Here is a 16566-nt window from a genome sequence, read left to right as displayed (position 1 = left end):
TTAATCACTACTCCCCTGATGATCTAAAATACTTTGCTGAGGCGGCTAGTAAATTTGTGTAGATACTTATGCACTTCAGGGGGTGGATATAAGGCGACACACACTGTCGTAAGAAGTCGTTAAAGGGTTGTAAGCTAAAATTAATCTTGCCATACTAAGCATATGAAAACCCTCAAGCTACGCATTAAAGACAAACACATAAAAGAGCTGAATCGTCTAAGCGGTTCAGTGAACTTCGTGTGGAACTATATTAATGCACTTTGCTTTGAGCATCTAAAACGTACCGGTAAGTACTTTTTAGCCTATGATTTAAACCAGTACACCAAAGGTAGCGGTGAGTATTTAGGATTACACAGTCAAACCTTACAAGCTATCAATGAGACACACGCTAAATCACGTAAACAATTTAAAAAAGCCAAACTTAGCTGGCGCAGCAATCGTCCTGATGCCAAACGTAAATCACTAGGTTGGATACCCTTTAAAAAGTCTGCTATCAAATACCTAAGTACAAGACAAACGGGAAAGAAAGTACTGAGATCAACCCTACAGCTATCACTATCTAAAGGTCAAAAGCTCATCATAGATGTATTCGATAGTTACAACCTCAGTCTATATCAAATCAACACGCTTGAGATAGTACAAGACAGCCGTAATCGTTGGTATGCGTGTATTACTGTTAAAGACTTTCCTAAGCAAGTAAGTGGTAAGGGCAGCGTTGGAATTGATTTGGGCTTAAAAGAGTCTGCAACCACATCAAATGGTGACAAGCTAATTATTAAGCAAACGCAAAAATGGGCGAATAAATTAGCAGTAGCCCAGCGTGCTAAGAATAAAAAACGTGTTAAAGCAATCCACGCCAAAATTAAAAATACAAGATTAGACTTAATTCATAAATTCACCACCAAGCTTGTTAAAGATAACAGCTTAATTGTGGTTGGTGATGTTAAATCACGCTCATTTACCAATAAAAAAACCAAGCTCGCTAAATCGACATACGATGCAGGTTGGTTTGAGCTTAAAAGACAACTGGAATATAAATGCAAGCATGCAGGTTGTCAGTTTGAGATGGTAAATGAGAATTACACTACCCAGACCTGCTCGTGCTGCCATAAAATAAGTGACAGTAGTCCAAAAGGTAGAGCAGGCTTGCGAATAAGAGGATGGGCTTGTGCTGAGTGTGGCACATGGCATGATAGAGATATCAATGCTGCTAAGAACATCCTTGCGGTCGGGCTTGACCGTCTAGCTGTAGGAATCCCCTCGGTTTAGCGAGGGGAGGAAGTCAAAAATAGTAAATACTACCAATAAAATTGAGTGAATATATGAAATATCGTGCCGAGTATGTTATCGGAGATTTACAAGGATGTTATGCTGCCTATTTAGATCTTCTAAAAAAAATAGATTTTGATCCTGCGCAAGACAAGCTATGGTTTGTGGGAGATCTAGTAGCCAGAGGCGAAGACTCATTATCCACCTTACGTCATGTAAAGAACCTATGTGAGCAGGGTGCTGCTGCCACGGTATTGGGTAATCATGATATTAATTTAATTGCAGTATGGCGTGGATTTGCCCCTTTAAAGAAAAAAGATCAAACCGAAGCCATTTTAAATGCCCCAGATTGTACTGAGCTACTTAACTGGCTTAGATGTCAGCCTTTAATTGAGTTTCCTAACGAGCAGACAGTATTGGTGCATGCCGGTATTCCTCCTCACTGGAAAATCAGCGAGGCAAAAAAATATGCTCGTGAGGTACAGGTACAGCTTTCTAGCAGCTTATTTCAGCTTGATAGAGTGTTACCAGAGCTTTATAGCGGGGAAGCAGACGATTGGTCGGAGAAGCTCAATGGCTTTACTCGGATCCGAGCCATTACCAATTACTTCACTAGAATGCGGTTGTGTCAGCAAGATGGCAGTCTTGAGTTTAGTTTTAAATCAAGCTTGACTGATAAAATGCCGGAGTCATTCCGTCCTTGGTTTGAATGGGAAGTTCCACGTGATCGAAAAATATTATTCGGACATTGGGCGGCCTTGAAGGCCGATGTGGATCTGCCTACAGCCAGAGCTTTAGACGGGGGCTGTGTGTGGGGTAACTGCTTAGTGGCCTATCGATTAGAGGACGGTAAGATTTTCACCTCTTCCGATAAATGCCCAAAGTCCTAAGTTTTGTCATAATAAAAAAGCTGTCCAAATAAAAAAGCACAAGTTAAATCATGACTTGTGCTTTTTTTATAGCGTGAGCTACTTATTGAGCGGTCATGCCACCATCAGCGATAAACTCTGAACCTGTTGAGTAACTAGACTCATCTGAAGCCAAAAATAGTATTAGGTTACTCACCTCTTCAGGTTGTGCCACGCGTTTTAGAGGAATCGATTTTGCGATTCTATCAACGGCATCTTTGGTATCTCCTTGCATGATCATAGGAGTCGCGATAACGCCAGGGTGAACTGAGTTCACGCGAATACCAAAGCTTGCCAACTCTAAAGCTGCTGCCTTGGTCATGCCCCGCACCGCAAATTTAGAATCTGTATAACCAATAGCACCACCGACCAAGCCATTAATAGAAGAGATATTAATGATAGAGCCGTTGTTGGTTTTCTTCATTGATGGGGCAACCGACTTCATGCCTAAGAACACAGAAACTTGGTTAATATCAAGGATACGGCGATAGTCTGCTAATGACATATCAAATAAAGATTTCGCCATGGTGATGCCAGCATTATTGACCAGAACATTAATCGGCCCAAATTTCTCTTCAGTGATTTTGACAACGTTTAACCAATCTTCTTCGTTTGTGACGTCATGCTTGATAAATAAAGCGTTTTCTCCCAAAGAAGTGGCTAGAGCTTGCCCTTTTTCTTGGTTAATATCCGTTAAGACGACTTTAGCACCTTTCTCAAAGCATTTACGAGCATGAGTCTCACCCATACCTTGTGCAGCTCCAGTAATAACGACCACTTTATCTTGTAAGCGTCCCATAATCTTATCCTTCTTGTTTTAATAGTAACGGGTTTTATAGTGATTAGGTTTTCTCACAACTGGTTATCAAAGAATAAGCCAGCTGGGTCTCACTATTATTATACCCAACAATATAGTATTGAATATTGTCTATTAGTTACCATGTTTATTCGGGAAGCTTGGGTGGATTTTTTGGCTTTGGTAACGGGGTTTTGGCATTTTTTGTCTTATCGTTGCTTGAGCTAGCCCCTGTATCCGAATGTACGATGCCAGTTTCGAGCAGTTCAGGATTAACCAATTCAAACTCTTGAACATCCAATTTGACTATTTTTTTCTCAGTAGGGGTTGTTGGCTGATCAGTAGTTAGCTTGTCTTGGAGTTCTTTCTTCTCATTCATCTCATCAGTATGACTGGTGTCAATAGCAACTCCCTCTGGAACCACTCTGACGCTAGAGAGTCTGCGGACTGCGAAGTGTTTTGGAAACAGTTTATGCTTTTGAGTCTTATTGGCTTCTTCATAAATCATATAGCCTTGACTATCGATCTTGGCGTATTTCATCGGCTCTGGGCGTGGTAAGAAGAAGTCTCTAGGCTGAGTAAATAGGTGAGTGTACATCAATTTACTGATGGTCTTCCATTCAATGACTTCAACTCCTTTAGAGCGTAAGGCCACAATTATGGCTAAGGAGAAGCTGACCAATAAGTTGAGCGTACCGATAAGAGCCACACCCAGTAGAGATATCAAAACAACACCCAGACCAAAATCGTCTGCTGCCATATTAAAGATACCATGCGAAAAGTTAGCAGACGCAAAGGCAATATGTCGGATGTCTAAAGGCATACCGAAAATAAAGCCTACGGTCGCGGTACTGCCTAGGAACACACCAAATAGGAAGTTACCCATAATGGCGCCTAAGTTATTCTCCACAAAGGTACCAAAGCGTTGTAGCCAAGACTCTGAGACGAAGCGTAACAACAGCTTGTGACGGGCAATACGCTCACCAATATTATTAAATAAGGCTAAGTTGTCGTAATAACCGGCAATAAGGCCTGATAAAAACAAGAACACACCAGCAATTGCCGCATGGAATAACGCTAAAGAGTGGAACGGATCTAGGTCATGCAGCAGATGCTCGGCTTGTTCGATACCAATCATCGGAGTGCCTTTAACCTGTAGCCACACTATAGAGATGATTAGAGCTAAAGGCATGGCAATTAGCACGTTACCCATAATGGCGACGAATTGGGTACGTATGATATCGACCATAAGCTCTGAAAGCTTTGCTAACTGGTGTGATTTTTTGCCAGAGCTATCAGAAATGGTAGAAGCAATCGCTGCTGCGGTCATTGCCGGCTGTTTGGTCGCAACGGTACCATGAATAATATGAATAAATACGAAACCTAAGCCGTAAATCATACTGTTGACGAAGGCGCGACTCATTGGAGCCAAATCTAAGTCATAAGATAAAATCTTGATGGTGGCCATAAAGGCAATAACGAAGCCACCAATGGCGGCCATTTTGAACATCTTTTTGTAGCCCGATTTATCGGTACTAATGTAGTGTTCGCCGACACGCCCTGAGTTTTCAGTGATTTTTCGAGACAACAGCTTGGTGTTGTTATCAATTAAGTAGCCGATACTATAGCGGCGTTTGACACTGACAATAATGGCCTGAGTCAGCTCAATAATGGCTTTATCACGCTTCTTATCATCATTGGTTAGCAGCTCACTTAGGATGTGCATACGTTTTAAGCTTTGCTCTAGGCGCAGCAACATATTGGTTAATCGAATCGATATCCCTGTTTTATAAATACGCTTACGAACGGTGTTAACAATGTTGTCACACTGATCTAGCATAACCAGCAAAGGGGCAGGGTCAATGTCACGGCGCGGTGTGACATCCAGATAATCATCTAGCTGATGAGCTTCTCGGTACTCATTGGCAAAGAGAACGGCTTCTTGGTTTTGTGCCACAAACGCAGCAGAATAATCAAGCATCTGGGGGTAAGCTTTCATCAAATCTGGATGCAAGCCAATCCCGCTGACTCGGTAAGATAAAATAACCAAGGCATTTAAGATGTTGTTTTTGACAGTGGCCACAAGATCAAAGTGAGCATCATCAACCATAATTAGGTCAACCATCTCATCCCATAAGCCCTTGTCAATACAAGCCAGCCAGCGCTCATCATCTTTACCGTCAAATAAATAAGCGACCAACTCGACGATAGAGTCGTCTTCAGGCAATAAGGGAACGAAGCGATGCCCAACTAAGCGCATTAAGCTGCTGGAGAAAGTGTGGTCTGAAAAAATACCTGTGTCGGTGTATAACGACATTCTGTGGTATTGATTGAGTAGGGTTAAAACAAAAATAGCCAGACCATTGGCATACTCAGGATGTTTTTTTAGAAGAGTATTTAAGGCTTGGATTTTTTCATTAGCAAGGTCGTTATTTTTTTTATACTCAGCTTCTGATACCCGTAAAGTATCAATTAATCTTTTGAGCACATAAGGCTCAGGGCTATCGCACAGTGCATTTATTTTATGCAAAATATCTTTTAATTCTGCCACTTAATTACCCTTATTCATTCAGATATTGAGAAGGTATCGTAAAGCTTCATTAATTTCAATTAATTTAATTGCAGGTATAGAGTTTAAACTAAGATAGAAATCTATCCTTAGTAGTGGTTAACAAGGTCATATAGTGAAAAAAAGACAGCTACTAGAGCTGTCTCATTTTAAAGTTCAATGAATTATAGACTATTTCTATTATCTAGGTAGGGCTTTAATTAGGTAATATTTTGTTCAAAATATTCTAAATCAAAGTCCATCATTGGGTCACTACCGGTTTTAACCATCTCAGCATGAGCATGGATACGAGGTAGGATACGGCCAACGAAGTAGGTCGCTAGTTTTAGTTTGTTCGCGTAGAAGTCGCCTTCTTTGTCATGGGCAGCTTCAACCATCATAGCAAACATGAACGAGTAGCATAAGTAACCCATTGCATGTAGATAATCTACCGCACAGCCGTTAATTTCGCTCTTACGAGTGCTGATATTGCTCAGAACGGTTGTGGTTAGCTCTTCAATAGTGCTGGCAGCATCTAAAGTTGCTTGCTTGATTTCGTGGTCAGCTTTCATGTTAGCTACGAAATCACGGATTTCAGCTAGGAAGTTTTCTAGGTATTTGCCGTTGTTACGAGCAATTTTACGACCTAGTAAGTCTAGTGCCTGAATACCGTTTGCACCTTCGTAAATCTGAGAAATACGAGTATCACGAACGATCTGTTCCATACCCCATTCGCGGATATAGCCATGACCACCAAATACTTGCTGGCAATCAACAGTCGCTTCTAATGCTTTGTCAGTTAAGAATGCTTTAGCAATAGGCGTTAATAGTGCAACACGCGCTGCTGCTTCTTTAGCATTATCAGCGTCAACACTGAATTTAGACTCATCTAACTGCTTAGCAACATACATGGCAAAGCAGCGTGATGCTTCAGCATTAGCGCGTGAGTTTAATAGCATACGGCGAACGTCAGCGTGGTGGATAATGCTGTCAGCGGCTTTATCTGGGTTTTGAACGCCAAGGTCACTACGGCCTTGAGTACGGTCTAGGGCATAAGCAGCTGCGTTTTGGTAAGCAAGCTCAGTACCACCTAGGCCTTGTAGACCCATAGTCACACGCTCATAGTTCATCATAACGAACATAGAAGCCAGACCGGTGTTCTCTTCACCAACCATCCAACCTTTAGCGCCATCAAAGTTCATAACACAAGTTGCTGAACCTTTGATACCCATTTTGTGCTCGATAGAGCCGGCTGCTAGCGTGTTACGCTCGCCTAGGCTGCCATCTTCATTTACTAAGAATTTAGGTACTAAGAATAATGAAATACCTTTTGAACCTGCTGGAGCGTTTGGTGTTTTGGCCAATACTAAGTGAACGATGTTGTCCGCTAGGTCGTGCTCACCGCCCGTAATGAAGATTTTAGTACCAGAGATATCATAGCTACCATCATCATTTGGAACTGCTTTGGTTTTGATAATACCCAAGTCAGTACCCGCATGTGGCTCAGTTAAGCACATGGTGCCTGCCCATTCGCCTGAGTACATTTTCTCAAGATAGGTTTGTTTTTGCTCTTCAGAAGCTGAAGCCAATAGACAAAGTGTCGCACCAACGGTTAGGTTAGGGTATAGAGCGAAGGCTTGGTTGGTTGTGAAAACCATTTCTTCAGTCAACATGGTAACCATTTTAGGGAAACCTTGACCGCCGTATTCAGGATCACCACCTAGACCAATCCAACCAGCTTCTGCATACTGTTTGAAAGCATCTTTGAAGCCTGCAGGAGTAGTAACAACGCCGTCACCGTGGTAAGTAGCACCTTCTTCATCACCACTACGGTTTAAAGGAAGTAAAACGTTTTTAGAAAGTTTCGCCATTTCCTCTAGAATCATGTTAACAGTATCCATGTCAACATGAGCCAAGTTTTCGTTGGCTTGCCAGAATTTTTCAACGTCAAAAACGTCGTTTAGCATGAAGCGCATTTCATCTAGAGGGGGATTATAAATAGCCATACAATTTCCTATAATTTTTTGGGATTAACTTATGGGGTCATTCGGTTTTAATGTGAGTAATGCTACTAATGAATAGTAGCATTATTTCGTCACACTAAATAGCAGTTACAGTTGTAATTAGAAGGCAAATTGATCAACGTTCATGCTCATGTAAGGCTCAGCACCTGAGTCGATACGCGCTACATAAGTGCGGGTACGTGGCAATAGTTTGCTGAAGTAGAACTGAGCAGTTTTGATCTTAGCGTCATAGAAGTCAGTTTCAGTCGTGCCGTTTGCCAGTGCTTGCTTAGATACTGCAACCATACGTGCCCATAGGTAAGCTAGAGTCACATAGCCACTAAAGTACATGTAGTCTACAGCTGCTGCGCCAACTGCATCTGGGTTTTGGGCAGCTTGTTTACCGATTTGAGCGGTTAATTCAGCCCACTCAGCGTTTAGCTTCGCTAGAGGTGCGATGAACTCGTTCATAGACTCGTCATCTTTGTGCTCTTCACAGAACTTGTGAATTACTTTTGTGAAGTTGGCTAGCATTTTGCCTTGTGAGCCCAATACTTTACGGCCTAATAAGTCTAAAGATTGAATCTCAGTAGTTCCTTCGTATAGGCAGGCGATACGGGTATCACGTACGTTTTGTTCCATGCCCCACTCAGAGATAAAGCCGTGACCACCGTATACTTGAACACCGTGGTTAGCCGCTTCATAACCGGTTTCAGTTAAGAAAGCTTTAGCGATTGGCGTTAATAAAGACAGCATTTGATCTGCGTACTCTTGCTCTTCACCAGTACCTTTGGCAACGATGTCAGCAAACATTGATAAGTAGTAAACCAGAGCACGGCCACCTTCAGCAAATGCTTTTTCAGTTAATAGCATGTTGCGAACGGCTGGGTGTACAATAATTGGGTCAGCTACTTTCTCAGGAGCTTTGGCACCAGATAATGAGCGCATTGCTAAACGCTCTTTAGCGTATTCTAATGAACCTTGGAATGCGATTTCAGAAGCGGTTAAACCTTGAACTGCTGTACCGATACGAGCCACGTTCATGAAAGTGAACATGCAGTTTAGACCACGGTTTTCTGGGCCAATTAGGTAGCCTTTAGCACCGTCAAAGTTCATTACACAAGTTGCAGAGGCTTTAATACCCATTTTGTGTTCGATTGAACCACAAGTTACTTGGTTGCGATCGCCTAAGCTGCCGTCTTCGTTCACGTTTACTTTTGGTACGATAAATAGTGAGATGCCTTTGGTACCTGCTGGCGCGCCTGGTAGACGAGCTAGAACGATATGGATAATGTTATCCGTCATATCGTGCTCACCGGCAGAGATGAAGATTTTTTGACCCGTGATGCTGTAAGTGCCATCTTCATTTGGCTCAGCTTTAGTGCGGATAATACCTAAGTCAGAACCTGCGTGAGCTTCGGTTAGACACATGGTACCTGACCATTCACCAGTAACCATTTTTTCTAAGTAAGTGGCTTTTTGCTCATCAGTACCGTGGTGTTCGATGGTTGCGATGGCACCATGCGATAGACCTGGGTACATTGAGAATGACCAGTTTGCAGAACCCATGATTTCGTTAACCACGGTGCTTAATGAGAAAGGCATGCCTTGACCACCAAACTCTTCTTCAGCAGCAAGCGCTGCAAAGCCTAGCTCACAGTACTGTTTGTATGCTTCTTTAAAGCCTTTTGGCGTAGTCACTTCACCATTGTTGAAAGTACAGCCTTCTTCGTCACCGCTACGGTTTAAAGGGGCAATTTCATTTTCAGCAAAGCTAGCAGCGGCTTCAATATAGCTATCAATAATGTCGCGTTCTACTTCAGCGAACTGAGGGATGCTTTTATAGTGGGCACTACTGTCTAAAAGCTCATGTAAAACGAACTGCATGTCACGAAGGGGAGTTTTATATTGCATGAGACTATCCTTTAAAGAATGATTTTAGTTGACTACTTATGGTTTTAGACTGCACAAATTATGGCTTGAGTTGTTGGACCAAACTTAGCGAATTTTGATGCCAAGTATTTGATGCTTGCCCACGATAATTCGGCAGTAACTTGAAGGTAGAGTATTAAGAAATTAAAAAATTATTTGTTTTTAGTAGGGGCGAGAGAGATTTAGAGTCAAATAAGGTCATCATTAATCACGACCAGTCTTCCCTGAACTTTATTAAATTTTGTTGCCACCTATAAAAACTTCCAAGTGAAAAGATAGATGCTAGGCCGTTATTTTACAAGCACTGGCACAGACTTATGGGTCACAAAAAATATTTTGATTTTATGAAAAATCAGTTTTCTTCAGAATAAATATGAGCTTTTAAACACCAAAAAGCCGATATGAATTCAATTCATACCGGCCTTTGTGTCATTAAAAATTAAGCTCAATTAGCTATATATGATTAACGGGTTTCACTGATGTGAAGTAAGGTAGCTAGTGCGACCACAGGGGCAGTTTCGGTACGCAAGACGCGGTTGCCAAGCTGCCAAGGTAGGTAGTCTAAGTCACGAGCTTGAAGGTATTCTGCTTCTGATAATCCGCCCTCAGCACCAATTAAGATGTCAAATCTGGGTTTGGATTGGGCCTGCGCGGCTTGAGCAAAATGCTGCTTGATGGAAGCATTAATATTCAGCTGCTGTTTCTCTTCTTGGCTAGGCACCGCTAATACCAAAGGCAAGGCAACTTGATTAAAGTATTGCTGGTAGTAGTCATTGTCTACTAAATAGGCCACATCACTGTGAGGTTCACTGGCGCTTAGTCCCTGCTTCAACCATTGTTCAATGGATAAAGGGGATAAAACTAGAGGAGGCCGGTTCAGTCCACACTGCTCGCAAGCAGATATTGCTACTTGCTGCCAATGATTGAGTTTTTTATCGACCTGATTGGATTTTAAGCGTACTTCACCATGCTGGCTGGTTAGAAGTTGGATTGCTGTGGCCCCAAGCTCTGTTGATTTTTGAATGGCATAATCCATCCTATCACCACGACTCATAACAATAGCTATGGTGCTATGAAAATCACAGCTATTGTCATCATCCTCATGAGCCACAACACGGGCCTGAGCGGACTTCTTATCAATAGTCTCTAACTCAATAACACTTTGCCCGCCTAAACCATCAAAGATAAGGCTTTGCTCACCAATTTTGGCACGAAGAACTCGGCACCAATGGTGGTAAATGTCATCCGTCAAATTAAGCAGACTGCCAATAGGAAGCTGGCTTAAGCTGACAGGAGTAGAGGTGGTAATAGAGGATTCCGAACTTAGTGTGGCTAAGTTCGGACTAAAGAAAAAACGACGCATGCGATTAAGCCTGTGTGTTTGCAGAGGTCAAGCCTAAAGATTCTACTAGGCGCTTATTGGGTTCAACACGGTTCATGGTGTAGAAGTGTAGGGCAGGTACGCCTTCAGAGATAAGCACTTCACATAAGCGGTGGACCACTTCAAAGCCGAACTCACGAATGGCTTTACGGTCATCACCGTAATCGGCTAACTGCTTACGGATAAAGCGAGGGATATCTGCGCCACAGCTGTCTGCGAAGCGAATTAAGTTGGTTGAGTTGGTAATCGGCATGATACCAGCGACCAGTCTGTGCTTGTCGGTATCGACACCACGTTTTTCTAAAGCATCACGTAGGTATAAATAGCTTTCTGCGTTATAGAAAAACTGAGTGATGGCAGAGTTGGCACCGGCTTCAAATTTATTAACTAAGTTTTGAATGTCTGAGTCAAAGCTTTTGGCTTGAGGGTGCATTTCAGGGTAGGCTGCCACTTCAATTTGGAAGTGATCGCCTGAATGTTCACGGATAAAGCGTACCAAGTCTACGGCAAAGGGAAGTTCGCCCATGCCTACTTGGCCTGAAGGTAGGTCACCACGTAAAGCCACCATGCGGTCAATGCCGATTGATTTGTAGAAATCTAGAAGCTCTGCAATTTGGCTTTTGTCATCACCAATACAAGAGATGTGCGGGGCAATAGGGGTGTTGGCTCGGCTTTTCAGTGCAGCGACAATCCCTAGTGTACGCTCACGAGTGGTACCACCGGCACCATAGGTCACTGAAAAATAGCTTGGCGCCATTTCATTTAACGTATCAAAAGTTTGATACAGCTTAGTGATGCCCTCATCTGTTTTGGTTGGAAAAAACTCGAAAGAAAATTGTGGCTTATTCATACCCTGTCCTTGATAAAAAATATATACCGCCCTAATAAGAGGCTGAGAAACCAGTGAGTTCCTCAGCCTTTAATAGTAATAAGTTTATTGTCTAAAGCTAAATACTAAAACGTATTAAGGTTAGTACTTATAGTCATCAGGCTTGAATGGACCTTCAACAGGAACACCGATGTAGTCCGCTTGCTCTGATGTTAATTGAGTCATAACACCATTGAAGCCTGCGACCATAGCGGCGGCAACTTCTTCATCAAGTTTCTTCGGTAATACTTTAACGTATAAGCCGTTTGCACGTTCATCAGCTGGCAGCTCAGACAACTTCTCTTCGTGTAAGTACATTTGAGCCAGTACTTGGTTAGCAAATGAGCCGTCCATAACGCGTGATGGGTGACCGGTAGCATTACCTAGGTTCACTAAGCGGCCTTCAGCCAATAAGATTAGGTAATCGCCTTGGTCTTCTGAGCGGTAAACTTGGTGAACTTGTGGTTTGATTTCAACCCAGTTCCAGTTGTCACGCATAAACTGAGTGTCAATTTCAGTATCGAAGTGACCGATGTTACAAACCACAGCACCTGGTTTTAACGCAGCAAGCATGTGCTTGTCACACACGTGGTAGTTACCAGTAGTGGTTACAATTAGGTCAGTATCTTGTAGTAGACGAGTGTTGATGCCTTCTGCTGAGTTGGTGTTTTTACCATCGATGTATGGAGAAACCAGCTCATAGCCATCCATACAGGCTTGCATCGCACAAATTGGGTCAACTTCTGAAACGCGTACAATCATACCTTCTTGACGTAAGCTTTGAGCAGAACCTTTACCCACATCACCATAACCGATAACTAGTGCACGGCGGCCGGCAAGTAGCATGTCAGTACCACGTTTAATAGCATCGTTTAAGCTATGACGGCAGCCATATTTGTTGTCATTTTTAGACTTAGTTACCGCGTCGTTTACGTTAATAGCAGGTACTTTTAGAGTACCTTTATTAAGCATGTCGATTAGACGGTGAACCCCAGTGGTGGTCTCTTCTGAAATACCATTGATGGTGTCTAGCATTTGTGGGTAGTCGTTATGGATAAGAGCAGTTAGGTCACCGCCGTCATCTAAGATTAGGTTGGCATCCCAAAGCTCGCCATTTTCTTCGCCGCCAACAAATAACTGTTGACGTAAGCACCACTCATACTCTTCTTCTGTTTCGCCTTTCCAAGCAAACACAGGAATACCGCTAGCAGCCATTGCCGCAGCAGCGTGGTCTTGAGTAGAGAAGATGTTACATGAGGTCCAGCGTACTTCAGCACCTAGAGCCACTAGGGTTTCGATAAGTACAGCGGTTTGAATGGTCATATGAATACAACCAAGAATTTTAGCACCGGCTAAAGGTTGTGCTTCGCTATAACGCTTACGTAAGCCCATTAACGCTGGCATTTCAGCTTCAGCTAATGAAATCTCACGACGGCCATAATCCGCTAGGCTGATGTCGGCTACTTTATAGTCGCTGAAGTTTTCTAGGTTGGTTTTTGAATCGATGTTAGACACTGCGTCCATCTCGAGCTCCTTGGTATTGATAAAAAATTAAGGTGAAAGAAACGCAGGTGTCGTTGTTTGCCCATTCGCTACACAAGAGTATAAATAAAGTTAATTCAACTTATTAGATTATTTATGCGACAAATTCATGTTGCAGACAATCACTATTGAATTAAATCAAAATACAGGGTTTATCAGAAATTTATTCTCTGATAAATCTGTGTAGCTACTACTTATATAGATCATATAGAGCTATATAAAGGCTAACCGAGCCTGACAGTGGGTCTTATCTAAGTTAACTAAAGCGGTATTAAGTGCTATAATAGCGGCATTAGTCGTTATTAAACTCACTGGCGCAACACCTCTCGGCAGCTGCATATTGTAAAGGATGTGCTGACTAATGTCATCTGATGTGTTTGGTTTTTCGTCTTTGAATGACTTAAGGGTTCATAGTTAAAGTATTAAGCTTCTGTCGTATGGCAGGGTATAATGCAACCCAACTTACAAATTGTAAGCAAAAATTACAGAATCCCTATTAAAAGGCAACTTTTAGGGGATGACTTTAATTGTAAAAAAGTGTTTAATACACACATGGAAATCGGGAAACCTTTGTAAGGTGTCTCATGGATGACAATTCGAGCTACCTTTATATGATTGTGTACCATTATTATTAAGTACATAAGAGGTATAAATAGCTTGGATTGCTTTTTTGTTTATTAGGCACTTAATCAGGTTCAATTAAGTTATATACTTTGGAGATGTTATGAAACTTTTTAAATTAACAGCAGTTGCAGCAGCAGTACTAGGTTCATCAGTTGCAATGGCTCAAGACGTAGTAGTTGTTGACAACACACAAGCTGCTAACGACGTAGTAGTAGTTACTGAAGCGCCAGTACAACAAACTGGTACTAACGTTCTAGATTCAGGCAAAGGCTTCTTTAACCAAGCAGTTAACCCTGCTGCTGTAAGCGCTGAGATTGGTACTCTAGGTTACGGTGCTAACATTGCTTGGGGTATTAACGAAACTACTGAATTAACTGCTGGTTGGAACGGTTTTAGCGACGACGGTACTAAAGACCTAGACGCTAGCGACTCATGGATCAACTGGGGTAAAGCTCTAGGTGATGGCTATGGTAGCTTCAAAGGCGACATGAAATATGACGCTGACTTCAGCAACCCATACCTTGGTGTTAACTTACGTCCATGGGCTAACAATTTCACTATCGGTACTGGTATCTTAGTTCCAGATAACAAGCTTGAAGCTAGATTAACTACTGATAATGCAAACGGTGCTGACGTTAAGATTAACGGTACTAACTATACTGTTGATAATGCAGCTAACGGTGGTTACGTTGAAGCTAAAGTAGAAAACAGAAACAAACTAGCTCCATACTTAACTGTGGGCTACCGTCCAAACATCAACCAAAATTGGGGTCTGTTCGGTGAGTTAGGTGCAGCATACATGGGTAAAATGGATGCTACAGTGAAATCAAACGGTGTTACCGGTGAAAACGGCGAAACTAACGCTGATTTCGAAAAAGCTGCTCGTGATGACATCCAAAAAGATGATGTTTGGTACCCAATCGTTAAAGCTGGTGTAACTTACCGCTTCTAATTATTGGCTAAGCCAAATGATAAGAAAGCACTCCTTCGGGGGTGCTTTTTTTATATTTAAAATTTATACATCAGATACTGTTAGGGGCTGGCTTAATTTAGTAAAAATAGGTGTTCTATGGCTGCTACCAGATAGCCACTAAGCTTTCTGCAGCGATATAAACATAGGTAGTGCTTTTCTCTAGATTAGCCCAGTCTTGATAGCAGTAAATCTGTTCAGGGGTTTTAATATTTCGCTCTTTGGTAAATACAGGTAGAAGTTCCTGTGCAGCCATTAGTTTATCTTCTTTAAGTCCGGACAATAAATGGGGACTGCTTGCCGTAGAGTGCTTAATCGAAGCCTCTTTTAGCATCCATAATAGCTTTAGTGCTTGGGGGAGAAAGTCCGTATCGAGCTGTGACAGCCAATGCTTTTCTTGTGGCGTGTAGTAGCGCTCGGCAACCTTCATTGACACAGGATTTGCTTCTAAATCAATGCCAATAACTTTATCGCTATGAATAGCACAGGCTATCTTATTGACCGAGTGGGTGAAGCAAACATAATAGTTGAAGGGTAGGAGTCTATAAGGATACCTATTTTCTAATAGCTTAAGTCCGTTTGTTTTGAGTAAGTTAACTCCATTAGTCTGAATATAGGTAAATACCCAGTCTTTCATTCTTTCAAAGATCAGTTGATACAAGAGCTTTCGAACTGCGCATTTTTGAGCTTGTGCTAGTAGTGGTTTGCTATGGGATTTAGCCTTTATATTGACTTCTGTAGTGACCTCGCTGTCGATGTTATAGACAAAGCTTGAGACGGCTAAGGTAACAGCCGTTGTAGCAGACAATAAAGGGGAGCTATGACCTTGGCTATCAAAGCCAAAGTATTGAGTGTGAGTTAGGGATAAATTTTTAGCAATAAAGTCTGCAGTCATGACAGGGGTGCGATCCAAATACGAAAAACCCAGCCTAAGCTGGGTTTTTTTAAGAGTCGTTTGATTTATCTAACCCTACTTAATTAGTAAGATAATTCTGCACGACGGTTTTCAGCATGAGAGGCTTCATCAGTACCGGTAGCTGCTGGACGGTCTTCACCATAGCTGATGGTTTCAACACGAGCATCAGCAACACCTTGAGAGGCTAAGTAGTTTTTAACCGCTTGGGCACGACGCTCACCTAGAGCATGGTTGTATTCACGGCTACCGCGCTCATCGGTATGACCCGCTACTAGTACAACTGCATCAGGGTAATTCTTTAAGAAAGCCACTTGTTCGTTTAACACATTGGCAGCTTCTGCATTGATTGCACTGCTATCAAAAGCGAAATGCACAATACCACGTACATTTTGGGCAGCAGCTTGTACTTCTGCTGAGTTATTCACCAAAGGACCGGTTTGATAGGCTGCGTTACCAGGTACTGCCATAGGCGCTACCACAAACTCAGAGGTTTTTGGCTTGCTAGCACAGCCAACGGTGGCTAAAAGAGCTGCTGAAAGTAGGCTGATTGCCGAAATTTTTAATGATGAATACATAGTAGATCCTCAGATTCCTAAAAAGTGTTGTGAGCTTATGTTATTACTTATGTTGTTGTAAATCGCTCATTAACCAACACCACATGAATGGCCAAATACAGTTATTGTAAATATAGCACATTTAAAAGCAGATGTTACTTTATGTAAGTAGTCTTACTGTAAATTCATATCAGGATAATGACAAAATTTTAAAAATTAAACAAGCATTTTATCTCACCGCTTGAGGATTAACCC

At 42.1% G+C, this 16566-nt stretch carries 12 protein-coding genes; 3 read left to right on the top strand and 9 right to left on the bottom strand.

Translation table 11 applies throughout. The features are described from left to right. Nucleotides 1–162 precede the first annotated feature (162 nt). Entirely contained in the window at nucleotides 163–1269 is a 1107-nt protein-coding gene (locus A1232T_RS06880) for an RNA-guided endonuclease InsQ/TnpB family protein (protein ID WP_077448726.1), read from the top strand. A gap of 53 nt (nucleotides 1270–1322) precedes the next feature. Then, the gene (locus A1232T_RS06870) at nucleotides 1323–2159 is read left to right on the top strand and encodes a symmetrical bis(5'-nucleosyl)-tetraphosphatase (protein ID WP_077448725.1); all 837 of its coding nucleotides are present in this window, start codon (nucleotides 1323–1325) and stop codon (nucleotides 2157–2159) included. Nucleotides 2160–2241: 82 nt separating this feature from the next. On the opposite strand, the gene A1232T_RS06865 is transcribed toward A1232T_RS06870, so the two are convergent. From A1232T_RS06865 to ahcY, 7 genes are all read right to left on the bottom strand, one after another. After that, nucleotides 2242–2976 (bottom strand): glucose 1-dehydrogenase, encoded by a 735-nt coding sequence (locus A1232T_RS06865; RefSeq protein WP_077448724.1) that lies wholly within the window; start codon nucleotides 2974–2976, stop codon nucleotides 2242–2244. 145 nt (nucleotides 2977–3121) lie between these two features. Next, nucleotides 3122–5524 (bottom strand): site-specific recombinase, encoded by a 2403-nt coding sequence (locus tag A1232T_RS06860; protein WP_077448723.1) that lies wholly within the window; start codon nucleotides 5522–5524, stop codon nucleotides 3122–3124. Nucleotides 5525–5742: 218 nt separating this feature from the next. Next, nucleotides 5743–7527, bottom strand: a complete 1785-nt coding sequence (locus tag A1232T_RS06855) for an acyl-CoA dehydrogenase C-terminal domain-containing protein (RefSeq protein WP_077448722.1) — start codon at nucleotides 7525–7527, stop codon at nucleotides 5743–5745. Between the two features lie 117 nt (nucleotides 7528–7644). Beyond that, complete coding sequence (locus A1232T_RS06850; protein ID WP_077448721.1) at nucleotides 7645–9438, bottom strand: acyl-CoA dehydrogenase C-terminal domain-containing protein; 1794 nt, start codon at nucleotides 9436–9438, stop codon at nucleotides 7645–7647. 481 nt (nucleotides 9439–9919) lie between these two features. After that, on the bottom strand, nucleotides 9920–10819 hold the full coding sequence (locus tag A1232T_RS06845; RefSeq protein WP_077448720.1) for a 16S rRNA (uracil(1498)-N(3))-methyltransferase: 900 nt from the start codon (nucleotides 10817–10819) through the stop codon (nucleotides 9920–9922). 4 nt (nucleotides 10820–10823) lie between these two features. Next, nucleotides 10824–11687, bottom strand: coding sequence for a methylenetetrahydrofolate reductase [NAD(P)H] (gene metF, locus A1232T_RS06840; protein ID WP_077448719.1), 864 nt, complete (start codon nucleotides 11685–11687; stop codon nucleotides 10824–10826). Between the two features lie 120 nt (nucleotides 11688–11807). Then, nucleotides 11808–13229: an adenosylhomocysteinase gene (gene ahcY, locus A1232T_RS06835; RefSeq protein WP_077448718.1), complete on the bottom strand. Its 1422-nt coding sequence runs from the start codon at nucleotides 13227–13229 to the stop codon at nucleotides 11808–11810. Nucleotides 13230–13971: 742 nt separating this feature from the next. Here ahcY and A1232T_RS06830 point away from each other — a divergent pair. Continuing rightward, on the top strand, nucleotides 13972–14823 hold the full coding sequence (locus tag A1232T_RS06830) for a hypothetical protein (RefSeq protein WP_077448717.1): 852 nt from the start codon (nucleotides 13972–13974) through the stop codon (nucleotides 14821–14823). A gap of 124 nt (nucleotides 14824–14947) precedes the next feature. Here A1232T_RS06830 and A1232T_RS06825 read toward each other — a convergent pair whose 3' ends face one another. Both A1232T_RS06825 and pal read right to left on the bottom strand, forming a co-directional pair. After that, nucleotides 14948–15754: a 4'-phosphopantetheinyl transferase family protein gene (locus tag A1232T_RS06825; protein ID WP_143513963.1), complete on the bottom strand. Its 807-nt coding sequence runs from the start codon at nucleotides 15752–15754 to the stop codon at nucleotides 14948–14950. A gap of 65 nt (nucleotides 15755–15819) precedes the next feature. Continuing rightward, entirely contained in the window at nucleotides 15820–16332 is a 513-nt protein-coding gene (gene pal / locus A1232T_RS06820) for a peptidoglycan-associated lipoprotein Pal (protein WP_077448715.1), read from the bottom strand. Nucleotides 16333–16566: the final 234 nt, after the last annotated feature.

It is taken from the genome of Psychrobacter pasteurii, assembly GCF_900162815.1.
GTDB lineage: Bacteria > Pseudomonadota > Gammaproteobacteria > Pseudomonadales > Moraxellaceae > Psychrobacter > Psychrobacter pasteurii.
Note: the sequence above shows the minus strand (reverse complement) of the source record. Positions and strands in the feature narration are given on the sequence as shown.